Source organism: Acinetobacter entericus, from assembly GCF_026168575.1.
Lineage (GTDB): Bacteria > Pseudomonadota > Gammaproteobacteria > Pseudomonadales > Moraxellaceae > Acinetobacter > Acinetobacter bouvetii.
In genome coordinates, this window is record NZ_JAPEQW010000009.1 from 1 (window position 1) to 14,466 (window position 14,466).

Annotated in this window: 12 protein-coding genes and 1 CRISPR repeat array; of the genes, 10 read left to right on the forward strand and 2 right to left on the reverse strand. The window is 37.6% G+C overall.

Features of this window, described 5'->3' with window-relative positions; translation table 11 throughout:
* Both OKC24_RS08575 and OKC24_RS08580 read right to left on the reverse strand, forming a co-directional pair.
* On the reverse strand, positions 1 to 347 hold a 347-nt coding region (locus tag OKC24_RS08575), incomplete at its 3' end, for a hypothetical protein (RefSeq protein WP_265464971.1).
* 16 nt (positions 348 to 363) lie between these two features.
* Positions 364 to 558 carry a hypothetical protein gene (locus tag OKC24_RS08580; RefSeq protein ID WP_125281773.1) on the reverse strand — a complete coding sequence of 65 codons (195 nt, stop codon included), beginning with the start codon at positions 556 to 558 and terminating at the stop codon, positions 364 to 366.
* Between the two features lie 571 nt (positions 559 to 1,129).
* On the opposite strand from OKC24_RS08580, the gene cas1f reads away from it, so the two are divergent.
* The 10 genes from cas1f to OKC24_RS08630 all read left to right on the forward strand — a co-directional run bounded on the left by cas1f (position 1,130) and on the right by OKC24_RS08630 (position 14,438).
* Positions 1,130 to 2,098 (forward strand): type I-F CRISPR-associated endonuclease Cas1f, encoded by a 969-nt coding sequence (gene cas1f / locus OKC24_RS08585; RefSeq protein WP_131276430.1) that lies wholly within the window; start codon positions 1,130 to 1,132, stop codon positions 2,096 to 2,098.
* Complete coding sequence (gene cas3f / locus OKC24_RS08590) at positions 2,095 to 5,487, forward strand: type I-F CRISPR-associated helicase Cas3f (RefSeq protein ID WP_131276428.1); 3,393 nt, start codon at positions 2,095 to 2,097, stop codon at positions 5,485 to 5,487. Before cas1f ends, cas3f begins: the two co-directional genes overlap by 4 nt.
* Before the next feature lie 9 nt (positions 5,488 to 5,496).
* Positions 5,497 to 6,804, forward strand: a complete 1,308-nt coding sequence (locus OKC24_RS08595; protein ID WP_130145891.1) for a type I-F CRISPR-associated protein Csy1 — start codon at positions 5,497 to 5,499, stop codon at positions 6,802 to 6,804.
* Positions 6,804 to 7,688 carry a type I-F CRISPR-associated protein Csy2 gene (gene csy2, locus OKC24_RS08600; protein WP_130145893.1) on the forward strand — a complete coding sequence of 295 codons (885 nt, stop codon included), beginning with the start codon at positions 6,804 to 6,806 and terminating at the stop codon, positions 7,686 to 7,688. The genes OKC24_RS08595 and csy2 overlap by 1 nt, the downstream gene beginning before the upstream one ends.
* A gap of 27 nt (positions 7,689 to 7,715) precedes the next feature.
* Positions 7,716 to 8,732, forward strand: coding sequence for a type I-F CRISPR-associated protein Csy3 (gene csy3, locus OKC24_RS08605; protein WP_265464972.1), 1,017 nt, complete (start codon positions 7,716 to 7,718; stop codon positions 8,730 to 8,732).
* A 2-nt stretch (positions 8,733 to 8,734) separates the two neighbouring features.
* A complete protein-coding gene (gene cas6f / locus OKC24_RS08610; RefSeq protein WP_130145897.1) occupies positions 8,735 to 9,352 on the forward strand; it encodes a type I-F CRISPR-associated endoribonuclease Cas6/Csy4 in 618 nt (205 codons plus the stop codon).
* A gap of 131 nt (positions 9,353 to 9,483) precedes the next feature.
* Positions 9,484 to 10,208: direct repeats of the CRISPR family, unit length 28 nt; unit sequence GTTCACTGCCATGTAGGCAGCTTAGAAA.
* Between the two features lie 576 nt (positions 10,209 to 10,784).
* Entirely contained in the window at positions 10,785 to 11,783 is a 999-nt protein-coding gene (locus OKC24_RS08615; RefSeq protein ID WP_130145899.1) for a putative oxygenase MesX, read from the forward strand.
* 72 nt (positions 11,784 to 11,855) lie between these two features.
* Complete coding sequence (locus tag OKC24_RS08620) at positions 11,856 to 12,884, forward strand: methionine synthase (RefSeq protein ID WP_131276426.1); 1,029 nt, start codon at positions 11,856 to 11,858, stop codon at positions 12,882 to 12,884.
* A 205-nt stretch (positions 12,885 to 13,089) separates the two neighbouring features.
* Positions 13,090 to 13,581 carry a flavin reductase gene (locus tag OKC24_RS08625; RefSeq protein ID WP_130145903.1) on the forward strand — a complete coding sequence of 164 codons (492 nt, stop codon included), beginning with the start codon at positions 13,090 to 13,092 and terminating at the stop codon, positions 13,579 to 13,581.
* A 44-nt stretch (positions 13,582 to 13,625) separates the two neighbouring features.
* The gene (locus OKC24_RS08630; RefSeq protein ID WP_130145905.1) at positions 13,626 to 14,438 is read left to right on the forward strand and encodes a sulfite exporter TauE/SafE family protein; all 813 of its coding nucleotides are present in this window, start codon (positions 13,626 to 13,628) and stop codon (positions 14,436 to 14,438) included.
* Positions 14,439 to 14,466 lie beyond the last annotated feature (28 nt).

Sequence of the window (14,466 nt, forward strand, 5' to 3'; positions counted from 1 at the left end):
TGGATTGGGGAGAACTCAGCTTTTGAATGTTTATGCAACAAAGCCTCTCTAGATTCAACCGTTCTAATATTTAATGTAATACTTGGATAAAGTTTTTTTAGTTTTACCTCTACATGTTTTAGAAGCTTTTCAGCTAAAGCCTTATTTTGAATAAAGTCGCATTTTGTCTTTTTCAGCCTACCGTTTAGGCTGATATAGGCATGAGTTTTATCGTCATCTTTAATACCATATTTGCCTTGTTCAATCCCAAAACTAGGTGTCCAATCATCACGCATAGTTTTGGGTAGATCACCATGTTTTAAAAATGCTTCAATTGTATAAAGTTTTCTTAATTCTTCGTCTTTCATCACTACTCCACGATCATTAGACTGATTCAATGATGTAATCTACACCTAGTACCATTTGTCCAGACCAGTATTCTGCTGTTTCTTTTGCTTCTTCATAGTGTGTAAATTGCCCATTAGCTACAGCTTCTTCTCTAGAAGGAGTAGTATCCATGTCATCTTCACCTGCGGTAAAGTAATTTCCTGAATCAAGTAGTTTTACGATGAATCCCATCAGACGCCTTATATAATTTAGGATTAGTATCTTTAAGTTACAGTATTTTATGAAATTGCACTATTCTTATTTGACTAAAATTTTTACTAAAAATTATGTTTACCTGTGTAAGTACTCTTTGTAATATTAATAGTCAAATGTATTTAAAAGTATATAAGTTATATATTATACTTGATTAGGGTTCTAATAATTGAATTGTTTATAGCATGTGGTTTTTTGTATCACAGCGTGTATCATATTGATTTAAATGTTTTAAATATATTAAAAAACAGTGTGTTATGAATTTGTTTGGTATCGGATATACCTACCAAGATTCGTTGATATTTCAACACATTAAAACCCACTTAAAAAGTGGGTTTTTTGTTTTTTTGGAATTAATTGTTGTAAGTTTTTCGGCTTATTTTGCACTAAATATTTTGCAGTTATTCTACTAAAGCCTTTACTAGGAATTCTAAAGCGATACATTGCAAAAATGTATGCGTCATAAATTGACGTGATACTGTTTTAGTGGAATTGCATAAGTCGTTGAATTTCTTATAATGAAAAAAACAACTTCCGAATATAAATAAAAATGGAACAACTGAATCCGTCTGACTTAAAAGCCATTCTTTATTCTAAAAGAGCCAATCTTTATTATCTTGAGCATTGCCGTGTCATGCAAAAAGATGGGCGGGTCTTATATTTCACCGAAGCAAAAAATGAAAATCAATACTGGAATATTCCGATAGCCAATACTACTGTAATCATGCTTGGAACAGGTACATCCATTACTCAAGCTGCAATGCGGATGCTTGCAAGTGCTGGGGTTTTGGTGGGCTTTACAGGTGGTGGTGGAACGCCCTTATTTATGGGAAGTGAAATTGAATGGTTGACACCGCAAAGTGAGTACCGACCTACTGAATATATGCAGGGGTGGATGCAATTTTGGTTTGATGATGCCAAACGGTTGGAGGTCGCAAAGCAATTTCAGTTGGCTCGAATCGAATTTATCCGCAAAATTTGGGCGAAGGATCGTGATTTAAAAGAATATGGTTTTCATAGCGATGATTTGGATATTCAAAATGCTTTAGAAGGTTTTGAAAATAAAATTCCGCATTTAAAACAAGTCGGTGATCTACTGCTTGCCGAAGCTGCTACGACCAAACAACTCTATAGAATTGCATTCACGCGAACAGGTTTGAAGGATTTCAGCCGTAACCCTGAACAAGGCGATTTAGCCAATGATTTTCTCAATCATGGTAACTATTTGGCTTATGGGCTTGGTGCAACAACCCTTTGGGTTTTAGGGATTCCGCATGGTTTTGCTGTGATGCATGGTAAAACCCGTCGTGGGGCTTTAGTTTTTGATATTGCTGATTTAATTAAGGATGCTGTGGTTCTGCCTTATGCTTTTATTTGCGCAAAGGAAAAGATGTCTGAGCAAGAGTTTCGTCAGCAGATTTTGCAGAAATTTACCGAGCATAAATGTCTCGATGAGATGTTTGATAATGTCAAATTGCAAGCTTGCAAAAATCATGATGTAGATGGAGAAGCATTATGATTGTGACCTTCGTGAGCCAATGTGAAAAGAAAGCCATTCCTCGTACACGCCGTGTTTTAGATGCATTTGCTGATCGTATTGGGGATAACACTTGGCAGACTGTGATCACGGAAGATGGTTTGATTGCGGTGAAAAAGCTACTACGTAAAACCGTGACTAAGAGTACGGCAGTGAGTTGTCATTGGATACGAGGACGACGTAGAAGTGAGTTGTTGTGGGTGGTTGGGAATAGGAATAAGTTTAATAGTGTGGGTGTTGTTCCTGTAAACAGTACAAAGAAAAAATTAGATCAGAATAAGTGGGAAAATGATTGGCACTATTTACCTTTGATTAAAGCATTGGTTGCCGTGTCTGCTTTATTGCATGATTGGGGCAAAGCAACTGTTTTATTTCAGCAAAAGTTATTAGATAAAAATAATCAATTCAAAGGTGACCCAATTCGACATGAGTGGATTTCCTGTTTATTGCTCAATGCCCTAGTACAATCATCAGGCAATATTGAGTCTGATGATGCATGGTTAAACCTGTTGAATCAACAAAAGTGGGATGAAAATACCTTAAAGCAAACCGTTAACCAAAATCTTGATCAATCCAAAGCTTTAGATCAACTTCCACCTTTAGCACAATTGGTGGCTTGGCTAATCGTTTCACATCATCGACTGCCTGATTTACGAGAAGAACCCCGCCGTAAAGAATATGCGAGTATCAATAAAGATACGCTGTCGAGTTTATTAAAAAGTATAAAAATCGATTGGGGCTATCAAAATAAGTTCGATGAAAAAGAATATCAGCAACGCTTAAAACTGTGTTTTCAGTTTGAACAAGGCTTATTGACCAAGTCCTTAAAATGGACAAAGGAAATCAAGAAATGGGCGACACGCTTACAGCAACAATCTGAACATGTTCCACAAATTATTGCGGACGGCAGTTGGCGAGTCATTTTACATCATGCTCGCCTATGTTTAATGCTGGGTGATCATTATTATTCATCATGTAATGCTGATAAAGATTGGAAAACTGATTTAACGCTGATTGCAAATACCGATCCCAAAACCAAGCTAGCTAAGCAATATTTGGATGAACATTTGGTGCATGTGAGTGATACAGCATTGCGTGTAGCGCAATCATTAAGCCGATTGGCTGATGAGATGGAGCCTGCTTATGATATCCAGAAACTGAAAAAGAAAAGTTCTGATGGATTTGAATGGCAAGATCAAGCCGTTAAAGGTATTCAAAATTTTATTCAAAAGCATGATGGTGCATCTGAACAAGGTTGGTTTATTGTCAATATGGCAAGTACAGGCAAGGGAAAAACCATTGCCAATGCCAAAATTATGCAAGCCTTGTCTAAAGATCAGTCCTTACGTTATGTGTTAGCTTTGGGTTTACGCACGCTCACGCTTCAAACAGGTGATTCATATCGCAATGATACAGGTTTGGGCAATGATGAACTTACGGTATTGATCGGTTCGAAAGCCGTACAAGAGTTGCACCATAAAAATAATATGAAACAGCAAGAAGACGAAATAAATATTGAAGAGATCGGTTCAGAATCTTTAGAGGAACTTTTGGGAAATGAATTGGATTATGAGTCCATGCCTCAAGCAGATTTTATGAATGTCCTGTTTCCTGAAAATCAGGCAGAGCGCAACAAAGCATTTTTATATAAGCCTGTTTTAGCTTGTACGATAGACCATATCATTTCTGCAACTGAAACTAAGCGTGGTGGAAAATATATTTTACCTAGCTTGAGATTGTCATCTTCAGATTTGGTCATTGATGAAGTAGATGATTTTGGGGGGCAGGATTTAATTGCAATCGCTCGTTTAGTGCATTTAGCAGGGATGTTGGGTCGCAAAGTGATGATTTCTTCTGCCACCATTCCACCTGCATTGGCTGAAGGTTTTTTTAATGCATATCAACATGGTTGGGCGCTGTATAGTGCTTTTAAAAAATTAAAACACGCTGATGTCGTTTCAATGTGGGTGGATGAGTTCAAAACGCAAATTCAGATGATTGAAGTGAATGATAAAACACAAATTATTCCGAGTTATCATTATGCACATGATAAATTTGTGAAAACCCGTGCTTATGCTTTGGCACAACAAGTCATTAAACATAAGACCTATATTATTGAATGTGAAGATTTAGTTTCCTCCAAGCCTGTAGATCGTTTAGATGAAAGTTTGCAAAATCAATATTTTGAAAGAATTAAGCAACATATTGAACAGTTACACTTAGATCACCACACAGTGGATGCTAAAACAGGTAAGAAAGTTTCTTTTGGCGTGATTCGAGTAGCCAATATTCCGCCATGTGTCGGTTTAACTCGTTATTTGCTCAACGCTGAATGGTCTGAAAATATTTCACCACGAGTGATGGCATATCATAGCCGTCAGGTATTGTTATTACGAAGTGAACAAGAGCGACATTTAGATGAAGTGTTAAAACGTAAAGAAAAACAAGGTGAACAGCCCAAGTCATTTTTAGATAAAGACAATCATGGCATTATTCGTCAGCATTTAGATTCAACCGATGATGAACATGTCATCTTTATTTTAGTTGCGACACCTGTAGAAGAAGTTGGGCGAGATCACGATTTTGATTGGGCGATTGTCGAGCCATCATCTTATCGCTCTATTATTCAGTTAGCAGGTCGTGTGTTACGTCATCGAAAATTGACACAAGATATTGAAAAACCCAATATTGCTTTGATGCAATATAATTTAAGGGGTTTAAAAAATGCCAAAGTGGCTTTTGAAAAACCCGGTTTTGAAGTGAATTCTGATAAAGGTAATTTTAGGTTAGAAAGCAAAGATTTAAAGCAATTATTAGATCAAAATATTTTAGATGTTGGAATTAATGCAATTCCACGTATTCAAGCTAATCAACCTTTGCAAGCAACTAAGAAACTTGCAGATTTAGAACATGCTGTCATGGCAGATGCATTGACTGCATATTCGAATAAAGGCGCAAAACCGTTAAATGCTTGGTTGACACAATATTGGTTTTTAACGGCTTTGCCACAACGCTTTAACCCGTTCAGGCAAAGTTCCCCAAATATTCAACTCTTTGCAACTTGGCGAAATGACAAGCTTACATTTTGTGAAAAAAATAATTTGGGCGATTATATCGACCGTAGTGGTTTTTATCAGATCACACCTGTGGAATTAAATGAACTTGAAACGCAAAGATTGTGGTTAGATCGGAATTATTACGACATTCTGCGTCGTATGGCAGTTGAAAAACTTGCTGAAAATGAAGATATTGAAGCAAAGATAGAAAAACTTTCAAAGCGTTATGGGGAAATAATGTTGCCTGAATATGATGAGAATAAACATTTGATATATTCAGAACAATTTGGCTTAGTGGTTTTAAATAAAGGCTAAGAGGGATAAATGAGAGATTTTATTGTTAATTTCTTAGAAGCAAAAAAAGAAGATTTTTTGCAAGCTAAAATCAACTCAAAATTAAGTAAAAAGAAGGAAGTTACAGACGAGGATCGTTTAAAAGTAAGAGCAGAAAATCAATTTGAAGCGGATGAAAAGTATAATTTAGACACTTGGCTTGAAAATATTATTCGCAAAATAAAACCGAATGTTACGACTCATCCTGCAAAATTTACCAATGCAAAAATTGATACAGATACAGCTCAAATATTTTTGGGTCATTTTAGAAATGATGGATATTTGCGAACGGGGAATGTGCATTTAAAAAATAAAGTAGATGTATCTGGTAATTCTGCGACCAATACCATCGTTTTCGAATTGTATGAGTTATTAGATAGTGTTGTGGAAGCTGATCAAAAACTTATCCATAAATTTGAAAGCAATGATGAATCTTTGAAAAAACTTATACATCAATTGAATGGTGACTTTGATTATGTCCAAGAAAAATGCTTAAAAGTTTATTATGGTGAGAAATCTGTAAATCAAACACATGGTTCTATTCGACAAGTTTATTTTCCAATTCAGCAAGATCAATACCATTTATTGTCTGTAAAAACAGCATCAATGCTGATGTATGAATTAAAGAATCGTATTGATGATATGGATATATGGATAGATAAACAACATGCAAGAACATTTAAAAAAGATAATAAATTTTTAGAAGGTGGTTTTAGTGAGATTTTTGGAATCACTGAAATAGGGTTTAGTCATGGCGACTTCCTAAAAATGGGAAATTATAGTTACTTAAATGTAAGAAATAAGGGGATTTCTTATTTGTTACCAAGTTATCCACCCATTTTGGAGAAGCGTTCAATTCGACTACCGAAAACTGATTATTTCACACAAAGTTTATACCGAAAGAATTTTCAGGAAAGTTTTGTTCAATTGCACAAGTTTATGCAGTTGGATTTGAATAATATTGATATTCGAAATGCAATTCAAAATATTATCAAATATGTTATTGATCAAGTGCTATTAAAAGCTTTAACAATCCGCGAATATTACGAAGATGGTTGGTCAAATCAGGATTACTACATCGGGTTACCCAAATTACAACGTATTTGGTTAGATCAAATTTATATGAAACAACGTGAAGATGATGAATGGCGCAACGATGTGAGTCGAGAGATCGCACGATGGATTCTATTGAGTTATGAAAAAGTCATTGCCGATGCTTTTAAACTTGGAACAGATGAATTGATTGATGTTAAACAGCATGTAGAAAAATCATTACAACAAGCGAAGGAGTTTTTTTAATGCGATTTTTTTTATTGATTCCGCATCTTAAAATTCACAATGCAAATGCAATGAGTAGTCCTTATACCATTGGATTTCCTGCAATGACCGCTTGGTTGGGTGCTATCCATGCTATTCAACGTAAATTAAATGCGAAAAATTATGATATTGAGCTAACTAAAGTTGCGATTAGTTGCCATGAGTTTGATTTACAAACTTATAAAGGGCAAGGAGATTTTGTACATTCGATTGTTGGCACAGCCAATCCTTTAGATAAAGATGGCAATCGTCCCGCATTTATTGAAGAAGCGCGTTGTCATTTGGAAGTTTCTCTTTTAATTGAAATTGAAAATACAGACCCTGATGAAAAAGAAGCCTTTTTAAATTTGGTGAATCAATGTGTAAACAGTATGAAGTTTGCAAGCGGAGATGTACTGTCAGTCAAAAAATGTGAAATTTTGGTTTTTGATGAAGATGGAAATGTAGATAAGGAACTACGTCCAATTCTCAATAAACTGATGCTTGGGCATGTCCTAATTGAACGTCGTGATCTCGTCATTGAAAGTATGAATGAAGGCAAAGATGCCTTAGACGCGGTATTGGATTATTTAAAAGTGACGCATCGTTCAGTGGTCGATAATGATGACAAGGTTACATGGACTTCTCAACGAAAAATTCAAGGTTGGCTAGTTCCAATTGCAGTGGGATTTCAAGGCATTTCAGAGTTGGCACAAGCAAAAAATCAGCGTGACTCAGTTACACCACATCGCTTTGCTGAAAGTGTGTTGACGTTGGGCGAATTTAAAATGCCATACCGTATAGAAAGTATTGATCAACTTTTATGGCAATATCATGTTGATCTTGAAAATAATTTGTATCTTTGCCAAAACTTTAAAACAAACTAACTTGATATTGAAAAGGGAATAAAACTCATGGCTAAAAATGAAAAAGCAGTTGCAAGTGTACTTGCATTTGAAAAGAAACTCGTTCCATCTGATGGATATTTTTATGGGACAAGCTGGGAAAACCGCGCTGAAAAGGCTGCTTTAAAACTGATTGCAAAATCTGTTCGCGGTACGATTTCAAACCGTCTAAAACCAGCAGTCGCAGGTGATCCACTTAAATTAAATGCTGAAGTTGAAAAAGCAAATTTACAAACGGTAGATGCATGTGCTTTAGCTAAAAATCAGGATACTTTAAAAGTAGCATTCACGTTGAAAGTCTTAGGCGGAATAGAGAATCTATCTGCTTGTAATAATGAAACCTTTTTAGATTCTTATCAAACTACTGCTAAAAACTACATTGAAAAATATGGTTTTACAGAACTCGCAAAACGCTATGCATTCAATATTGCCAATGCACGTTTTTTATGGCGCAACCGTGTAGGTGCTGAAAAAATTGAAGTTGTGGTGCAAGTGAATGGTCAAGAAACGATAACTTTTAATGCCTTAGATTACCCATTACACCAATTTGAAAATGCAGATGAAAAAGTACAAGGTTTAGCTGATCAAATCGCACAAGCACTTAGAGGCGAAATGCCTTATCTTTTGATCAAGATAGAAGCTTATGCCTTGGTCGGTAAAGCTCAAGAAGTTTATCCAAGTGAAGAATTGGTACTAGATAAAGGTAAGGGTGCAAAGAGTAAAATTCTTTATCAGGTTAATGAAGTCGCCGCAATGCACTCGCAAAAAATAGGTAATGCTTTGCGTACAATTGATACTTGGTATCCTGAATTTGATAATAAAAATACTGCAATCGCCATAGAACCTTATGGTGCTGTAACGAATTTAGGGAAAGCTTATCGCACACCTAAAGATAAAAAGGATTTTTTCACTTTATTTGATAAATACGCTCTAGGTGAAACTTTAGAAAATGCTGAACAGGAACATTATGTCATGGCTGTTTTAGTACGGGGTGGCGTCTTTGGGCAAAGTGGAAAGGATGCTTAAGTATGAAATTTTATCAGGAAATTACGCTGATTGATCAAGCTGAAATTTCCCCGTATTTCATTTGGACAAAGCTTTATACACAGTTGCATATTGCTTTAGCTGAACTTAAAGATGCCAATAATAAGGTCAATATTGGTGTTGCTTTTCCTCAGTATATTTTTGAAGAAAAAGTAGGAAACCAAAAAGCAAACATTAATTTAGGGAAGAAATTACGCTTATTTGCATCGTCTGAATCTGATTTGAAAAAATTAGATATACGAAAATGGCTAGAACGTTTAGAAGATTATGTACATATTACTTCTTCTATTCGAGAAGTACCTAAAGAGATTAAAGGCTATGCAATCTATAAACGTAAACAAGTGAAAACCAATGCTCAACGTTTAGCGCGCCATCGTGTAAAACGTGGTGATATTGGTTTTGATGAAGCATTGGCTCGTTATAGCAATGTAGTGACTACAACGGCACTACCTTATATAGAGCTGAAAAGTTTAAGCAATTCGACAGCTGAGGATGAAAAGCGTTTTAAATTGTTTATTGAAAAGCAATCTGCGACAAAATCTGAATCTCAGGTTTTTAGCACTTATGGTTTAAGTTTGACCTCATCTGTACCCGAATTTTAACCCAATATTTTTCTACTCTTTAACAGTATAATAAAATCAATAGGTTATGATGGTGGTTTGAAACTTGGGTCTTTTATAGATTTTAAGGGTTAAGCCACTGTTATAGCTTTATTTTTTTGCTATGAACTAACGTTCACTGCCATGTAGGCAGCTTAGAAATGCTGGATTGATGACGGTTTGCTTTCCCCACCGTTCACTGCCATGTAGGCAGCTTAGAAAACTGCTGAGTCATACGGTGTAAATCAGGTGGTGTTCACTGCCATGTAGGCAGCTTAGAAAGATCCAAATTTTAATAATGACACTGTAAATACGTTCACTGCCATGTAGGCAGCTTAGAAAACAAATGCTTTACATGCAGAAGATGCCGAAGGGTTCACTGCCATGTAGGCAGCTTAGAAAAGTTAAACGTTTCACTGCCATGTAGGCAGCTTAGAAAAATAACAAAGGTTCTGTTTCAGATTCAGGTGTGTTCACTGCCATGTAGGCAGCTTAGAAATTTTGAGGCGAAATTCATTTTTTAAACTTTCAGTTCACTGCCATGTAGGCAGCTTAGAAAATCACCCGAAGACTGGCGCAAAGCACCGCTTGGTTCACTGCCATGTAGGCAGCTTAGAAAGATGATCCTGGTCAGGGTGAAGAAAATGATATGTTCACTGCCATGTAGGCAGCTTAGAAAACTGGAGATAACAATGAAATATTTTCTTGCTTGTTCACTGCCATGTAGGCAGCTTAGAAAGAAATATAGTGTATTTTTAAATGTCGCGTCTTGTTCACTGCCATGTAGGCAGCTTAGAAAAACAACTGAAGAATCTACAGGGACTGGTGAAAGTTCACTGCCATGTAGGCAGCTTAGAAATTTTTAGCTAGGATCCTCAACGGTTTAGTTAGGATGGGCGTCTATCAGTAAATGTTAGCCTTAGATCTCTCATGTTTTCACCATTTAGGTAGAATGAATAAGGATGAATATCTTGAGATTTTCTAAGTTTAAAATGAGTTTCATTCATTTTGAGCACTTCACAGGTTTTATAAAATAACTGATGTTCTTGCCCCAATAGCAAAATAAAATGCCTTAGTGATGAATTTTTAAGCCAAATATAGAATTTGATTGAGGCGCTTAACTGTCAAATTTCTACAGGAATTATTTAATTATTACTCAGTTTTATTTTTTATAAATTGTTGTATTTTATGTATATAAAAAGAAATTAGAAAAGTATTCTCAATAATTTTATTTAGGGTTATTAGAATTAATGTATCAAAGATCTGCTAGCCAGCTTTCCTAATGAATATCCAGCGTTGATGCGATGAAATTCAATTAGTGAATTTTATTCATCTTAACTTTAGATTAAATCATTTTTATTCATCTAGTTGTTCGGCTATAAATATATGCATTCAGAAATTTTAACTTCTCTCAAAAAATTTAGGGTGCATCACAATGAGTCAGGAATTTACTTGTTCGATTAAAAGCGTGCGTTTCGATGAAAACTATCAACCTGCTGACAACACACGCCTTACAACAAACTTTGCCAATTTGGCACGTGGTGAACATCGCCAAGAAAACTTACGCAGAACTTTGGCGATGATTAACAACCGCTTTAACACTTTGGCGAGTTGTGACAATCCAAATGCTGACCGCTATTCACTTGAAATTGACATCATTTCAGCAGAGCTTGATGTCGAAGGAAATGGCAAGACCTTTCCTTTTATTGAAACCTTGAAAAGTACCATTATTGATCATAAAACCAATGAACGCATAGAAGGCATGATCGGCAACAGCTTTTCTTCTTATGTACGTGATTATGATTTCAGCGTGGTATTGCCAGAGCTTGGTTTTAAAACCAATGAAAAGCCTGAAAACTTTGGTGATTTACATGGCAAGCTCTATCAGCATTTAGTCAATTCAGAAGTTTTTAAAGCGGAATTTAAAAAACAACCTGTGATTTGCCTGAGCGTTTCGACTTCAAAAACCTATTACCGTACAGCAAATGTTCACCCAGTGCTTGGTGTGGAATATAAAAATGATGAATATTCACGTACCGATGACTATTTCAAAAAAATGGGTCTAAGCGTCCGCTATTTCAAACCTGAAAATGCAACTGCGCCATTGGCATTCTATTCAGCAAACAACTTACTGACTGACTATACCGATTTTGAATTGATCAGTGCGATCAGCACCATGGAAAGCTTCCAAAAAATTTACCGTCCTGAAATTTACAATACCAATTCAGTTGCAGGTTTGGTTTACCAGCCAAGCTTGAATTTTCAGGATTTTTCATTGACCCGTATTGTTTACGACCGTGTAGAACGCAGTCAATTGGCGGTAAAACAAGGCAAATGGACGGAAGAAAACTTTATCAAGCCGTACAAAGACATCCTTGAACAATGGGCCGCAAATTTTGCTGCTGAAAATACAAAGCAAGAACACGCTGCTTGATTCACCGAATAGATTAAAGAACACCGTTTTAAAGCATATCGTTTTACAAAAGATTGAGATAGAAGATTAGACATGGCCATTTTACTCCCAACATCAACAGCAGGCAGCTTACCGAAACCATCTTGGCTGGCAGAACCGGAAAAACTTTGGTCACCTTGGAAACTGGAAGGTGAGCAACTGCTTGAAGCGAAGCAAGATGCTTTGCGTTTATCTTTGCAAGAACAGCAGCACGCCGGCATTGATATTGTCAGCGATGGTGAGCAAACCCGCCAGCATTTCGTAACAACATTCATTGAGCATTTGGATGGTGTTGATTTTGAAAAGCGTGAAACGGTGCGTATCCGTAACCGTTATGATGCGAGTGTGCCGAGTGTGGTGGGGGCAGTCAGCCGTCAAAAGCCTGTCTTTGTTGAAGATGCGGAGTTTTTACGCAGCCAGACTACACAGCCGATCAAATGGGCGTTGCCTGGCCCAATGACTATGATTGACACTTTATATGACGGTCATTACAAAAGCCGTGAAAAATTGGCCTGGGAATTTGCCAAAATTCTTAATCAGGAAGCCTTGGAATTAGAAGCCGCTGGTGTAGACATTATCCAGTTTGATGAGCCTGCCTTTAATGTGTTTTTTGATGAAGTGAATGACTGGGGCGTTGCAACTTTGGAGCGGGCGCTTGAAGGTCTGAAATGTGAAACTGCGGTGCATATCTGCTATGGCTACGGTATCAAAGCCAATACAGACTGGAAAAAGACCTTAGGTTCAGAATGGCGCCAATACGAAGAAGCTTTCCCTAAACTGCAGCAATCCAAGATTGATATCATTTCACTTGAATGTCAAAATTCACGTGTGCCTATGGATTTGATTGAACTGATTCGCGGTAAAAAAGTTATGGTCGGTGCAATTGACGTTGCAACTAATCAGATTGAAACCGCTGAAGAGGTGGCCAATACTTTGCGCAAAGCGCTTCAGTTTGTCGATGCCGATAAGCTTTATCCTTCGACCAACTGCGGTATGGCGCCCTTGTCACGCGAAGTGGCAAGAGGCAAACTGAATGCCTTGAGTGCGGGCGCAAAAATTATTCGTCAAGAACTAACCGCCTAACTTTAGGATTAGTACGCACCACTCTTAAAATGTGCAGGGTTGCATTGGATTTAATTGAATTGATTAAATTTACAGTAACCCTGACTTCAAATCTGAAGTTGCCTCATTTTCTACTCGGAACACATTCAGGTGATATGCCTGTGTGATGAACTTGCATAATCAGGTGATATCACAAAAAACGACGCTTTAATTTTGGAACAGCATCATGATTCAATCAACAGACTTTAAAAACGCAATGTCTTTGCTCACCAGCGCAGTCAATGTTGTGACGACAGCAGGAAAGTCTGGCCGTTATGGATTCACTGCCTCTGCTGTGTGCAGTGTTACCGATACGCCGCCGACCTTGCTGGTCTGTATGAATCAAGCATCGAGTTCCCATGCGCATTTTGTTGAAAATAAGATTCTCACCGTGAATGTTTTGGGCGCACAGCATGAAGACCTGTCCAAAGCATTTTCATCGAAAATGACGGCTGAAGAGCGCTTTAACCATGCCGCTTGGACTGAATTAGAAACGGGAGCGCCTATTTTAAAGGATGCTTTGGTGAGTTTTGATTGTCAGATTGAGCAAATTCAAGCAGTCGGCACACATAGTGTTTTTATGTGCCGTGTGGTCGCAATTCAGCAAAGTCAACAGGATGAAAGTTTGGTGTATTTCAATCGCGCTTACCATTCGGTAGGTCAAGTGGAAATCGCTTAACCGTATTTTGTTCAATATCAAATTCTTTAATAAGTAAGTATGCCGTGGAATTAATTATTTTTTTAGCAATAGGGGCATTGGCGGGATTTGCTGCCGGGCTCTTTGGTGTGGGCGGCGGGCTGATCATCGTGCCGCTCTTGTATGTGGTGTTTACACAGATGGGCTATGGTCCTGAAATTGTAATGCATTTAGCTTTAGGCACTTCGCTCGCAACGATTATCGTGACCTCGATCAGTTCATTGATGGCACATAATAAAAACGGCGCCGTACTTTGGCCAGTATTCAAAAATTTAACGCCGGGTTTGGCGGTGGGTTCATTTTTAGGAGCGGGTATTGCCGGATTGCTGTCGAGTGCAAAGCTGCAGTTAATTATTGGCATATTCGCCCTTTGGGTGGCATATGGCATGTTCATGGGGGCCAAAAAAATGGTCGAGCAGATTCGAGTCCTGCCCTCAGCAGCTAAGCAAGTCTGTGCCGGTACAGGAATTGGCATTGCATCTGCAATTTTTGGCATCGGCGGCGGCAGTTTAACAGTCCCTTATCTCAATCATTATGGCGTGCTCATGCAAAAAGCTGTTGGCACATCAGCCGCATGCGGTTTATCCATAGCAATTGCCGGAGCAGCGGGCTTTATGTTTTTTGGCGCGCAAGAGAAAGTTGAGATCGCAAACAGTATTGGCTATGTTCATATTTATGCGTTCTTAGGGATTAGCAGCATGAGTTTCTTTACGGCAAAGTTAGGCGCTAAAGCGGCACATGCGCTATCACCGCAAATGCTGAAAAAATGTTTTGCGGGCTTATTAACTGCAGTCGGCTGCTACTTTATCTTTCAAGGCGTGCTGACGGTGAGCGTATAGAAGCAGTAGCTCTAAGGGACAGTCTTAG

Bases quoted from the DNA above. Each gene is read 5' to 3' on its own strand.
- OKC24_RS08580 (WP_125281773.1), bottom strand. From the start codon at position 558: ATGGGATTCATCGTAAAACTACTTGATTCAGGAAATTACTTTACCGCA.
- cas1f (WP_131276430.1), top strand. From the start codon at position 1,130: ATGGAACAACTGAATCCGTCTGACTTAAAAGCCATTCTTTATTCTAAA.
- cas3f (WP_131276428.1), top strand. From the start codon at position 2,095: ATGATTGTGACCTTCGTGAGCCAATGTGAAAAGAAAGCCATTCCTCGT.
- OKC24_RS08595 (WP_130145891.1), top strand. From the start codon at position 5,497: ATGAGAGATTTTATTGTTAATTTCTTAGAAGCAAAAAAAGAAGATTTT.
- csy2 (WP_130145893.1), top strand. From the start codon at position 6,804: ATGCGATTTTTTTTATTGATTCCGCATCTTAAAATTCACAATGCAAAT.
- csy3 (WP_265464972.1), top strand. From the start codon at position 7,716: ATGGCTAAAAATGAAAAAGCAGTTGCAAGTGTACTTGCATTTGAAAAG.
- cas6f (WP_130145897.1), top strand. From the start codon at position 8,735: ATGAAATTTTATCAGGAAATTACGCTGATTGATCAAGCTGAAATTTCC.
- OKC24_RS08615 (WP_130145899.1), top strand. From the start codon at position 10,785: ATGAGTCAGGAATTTACTTGTTCGATTAAAAGCGTGCGTTTCGATGAA.
- OKC24_RS08620 (WP_131276426.1), top strand. From the start codon at position 11,856: ATGGCCATTTTACTCCCAACATCAACAGCAGGCAGCTTACCGAAACCA.
- OKC24_RS08625 (WP_130145903.1), top strand. From the start codon at position 13,090: ATGATTCAATCAACAGACTTTAAAAACGCAATGTCTTTGCTCACCAGC.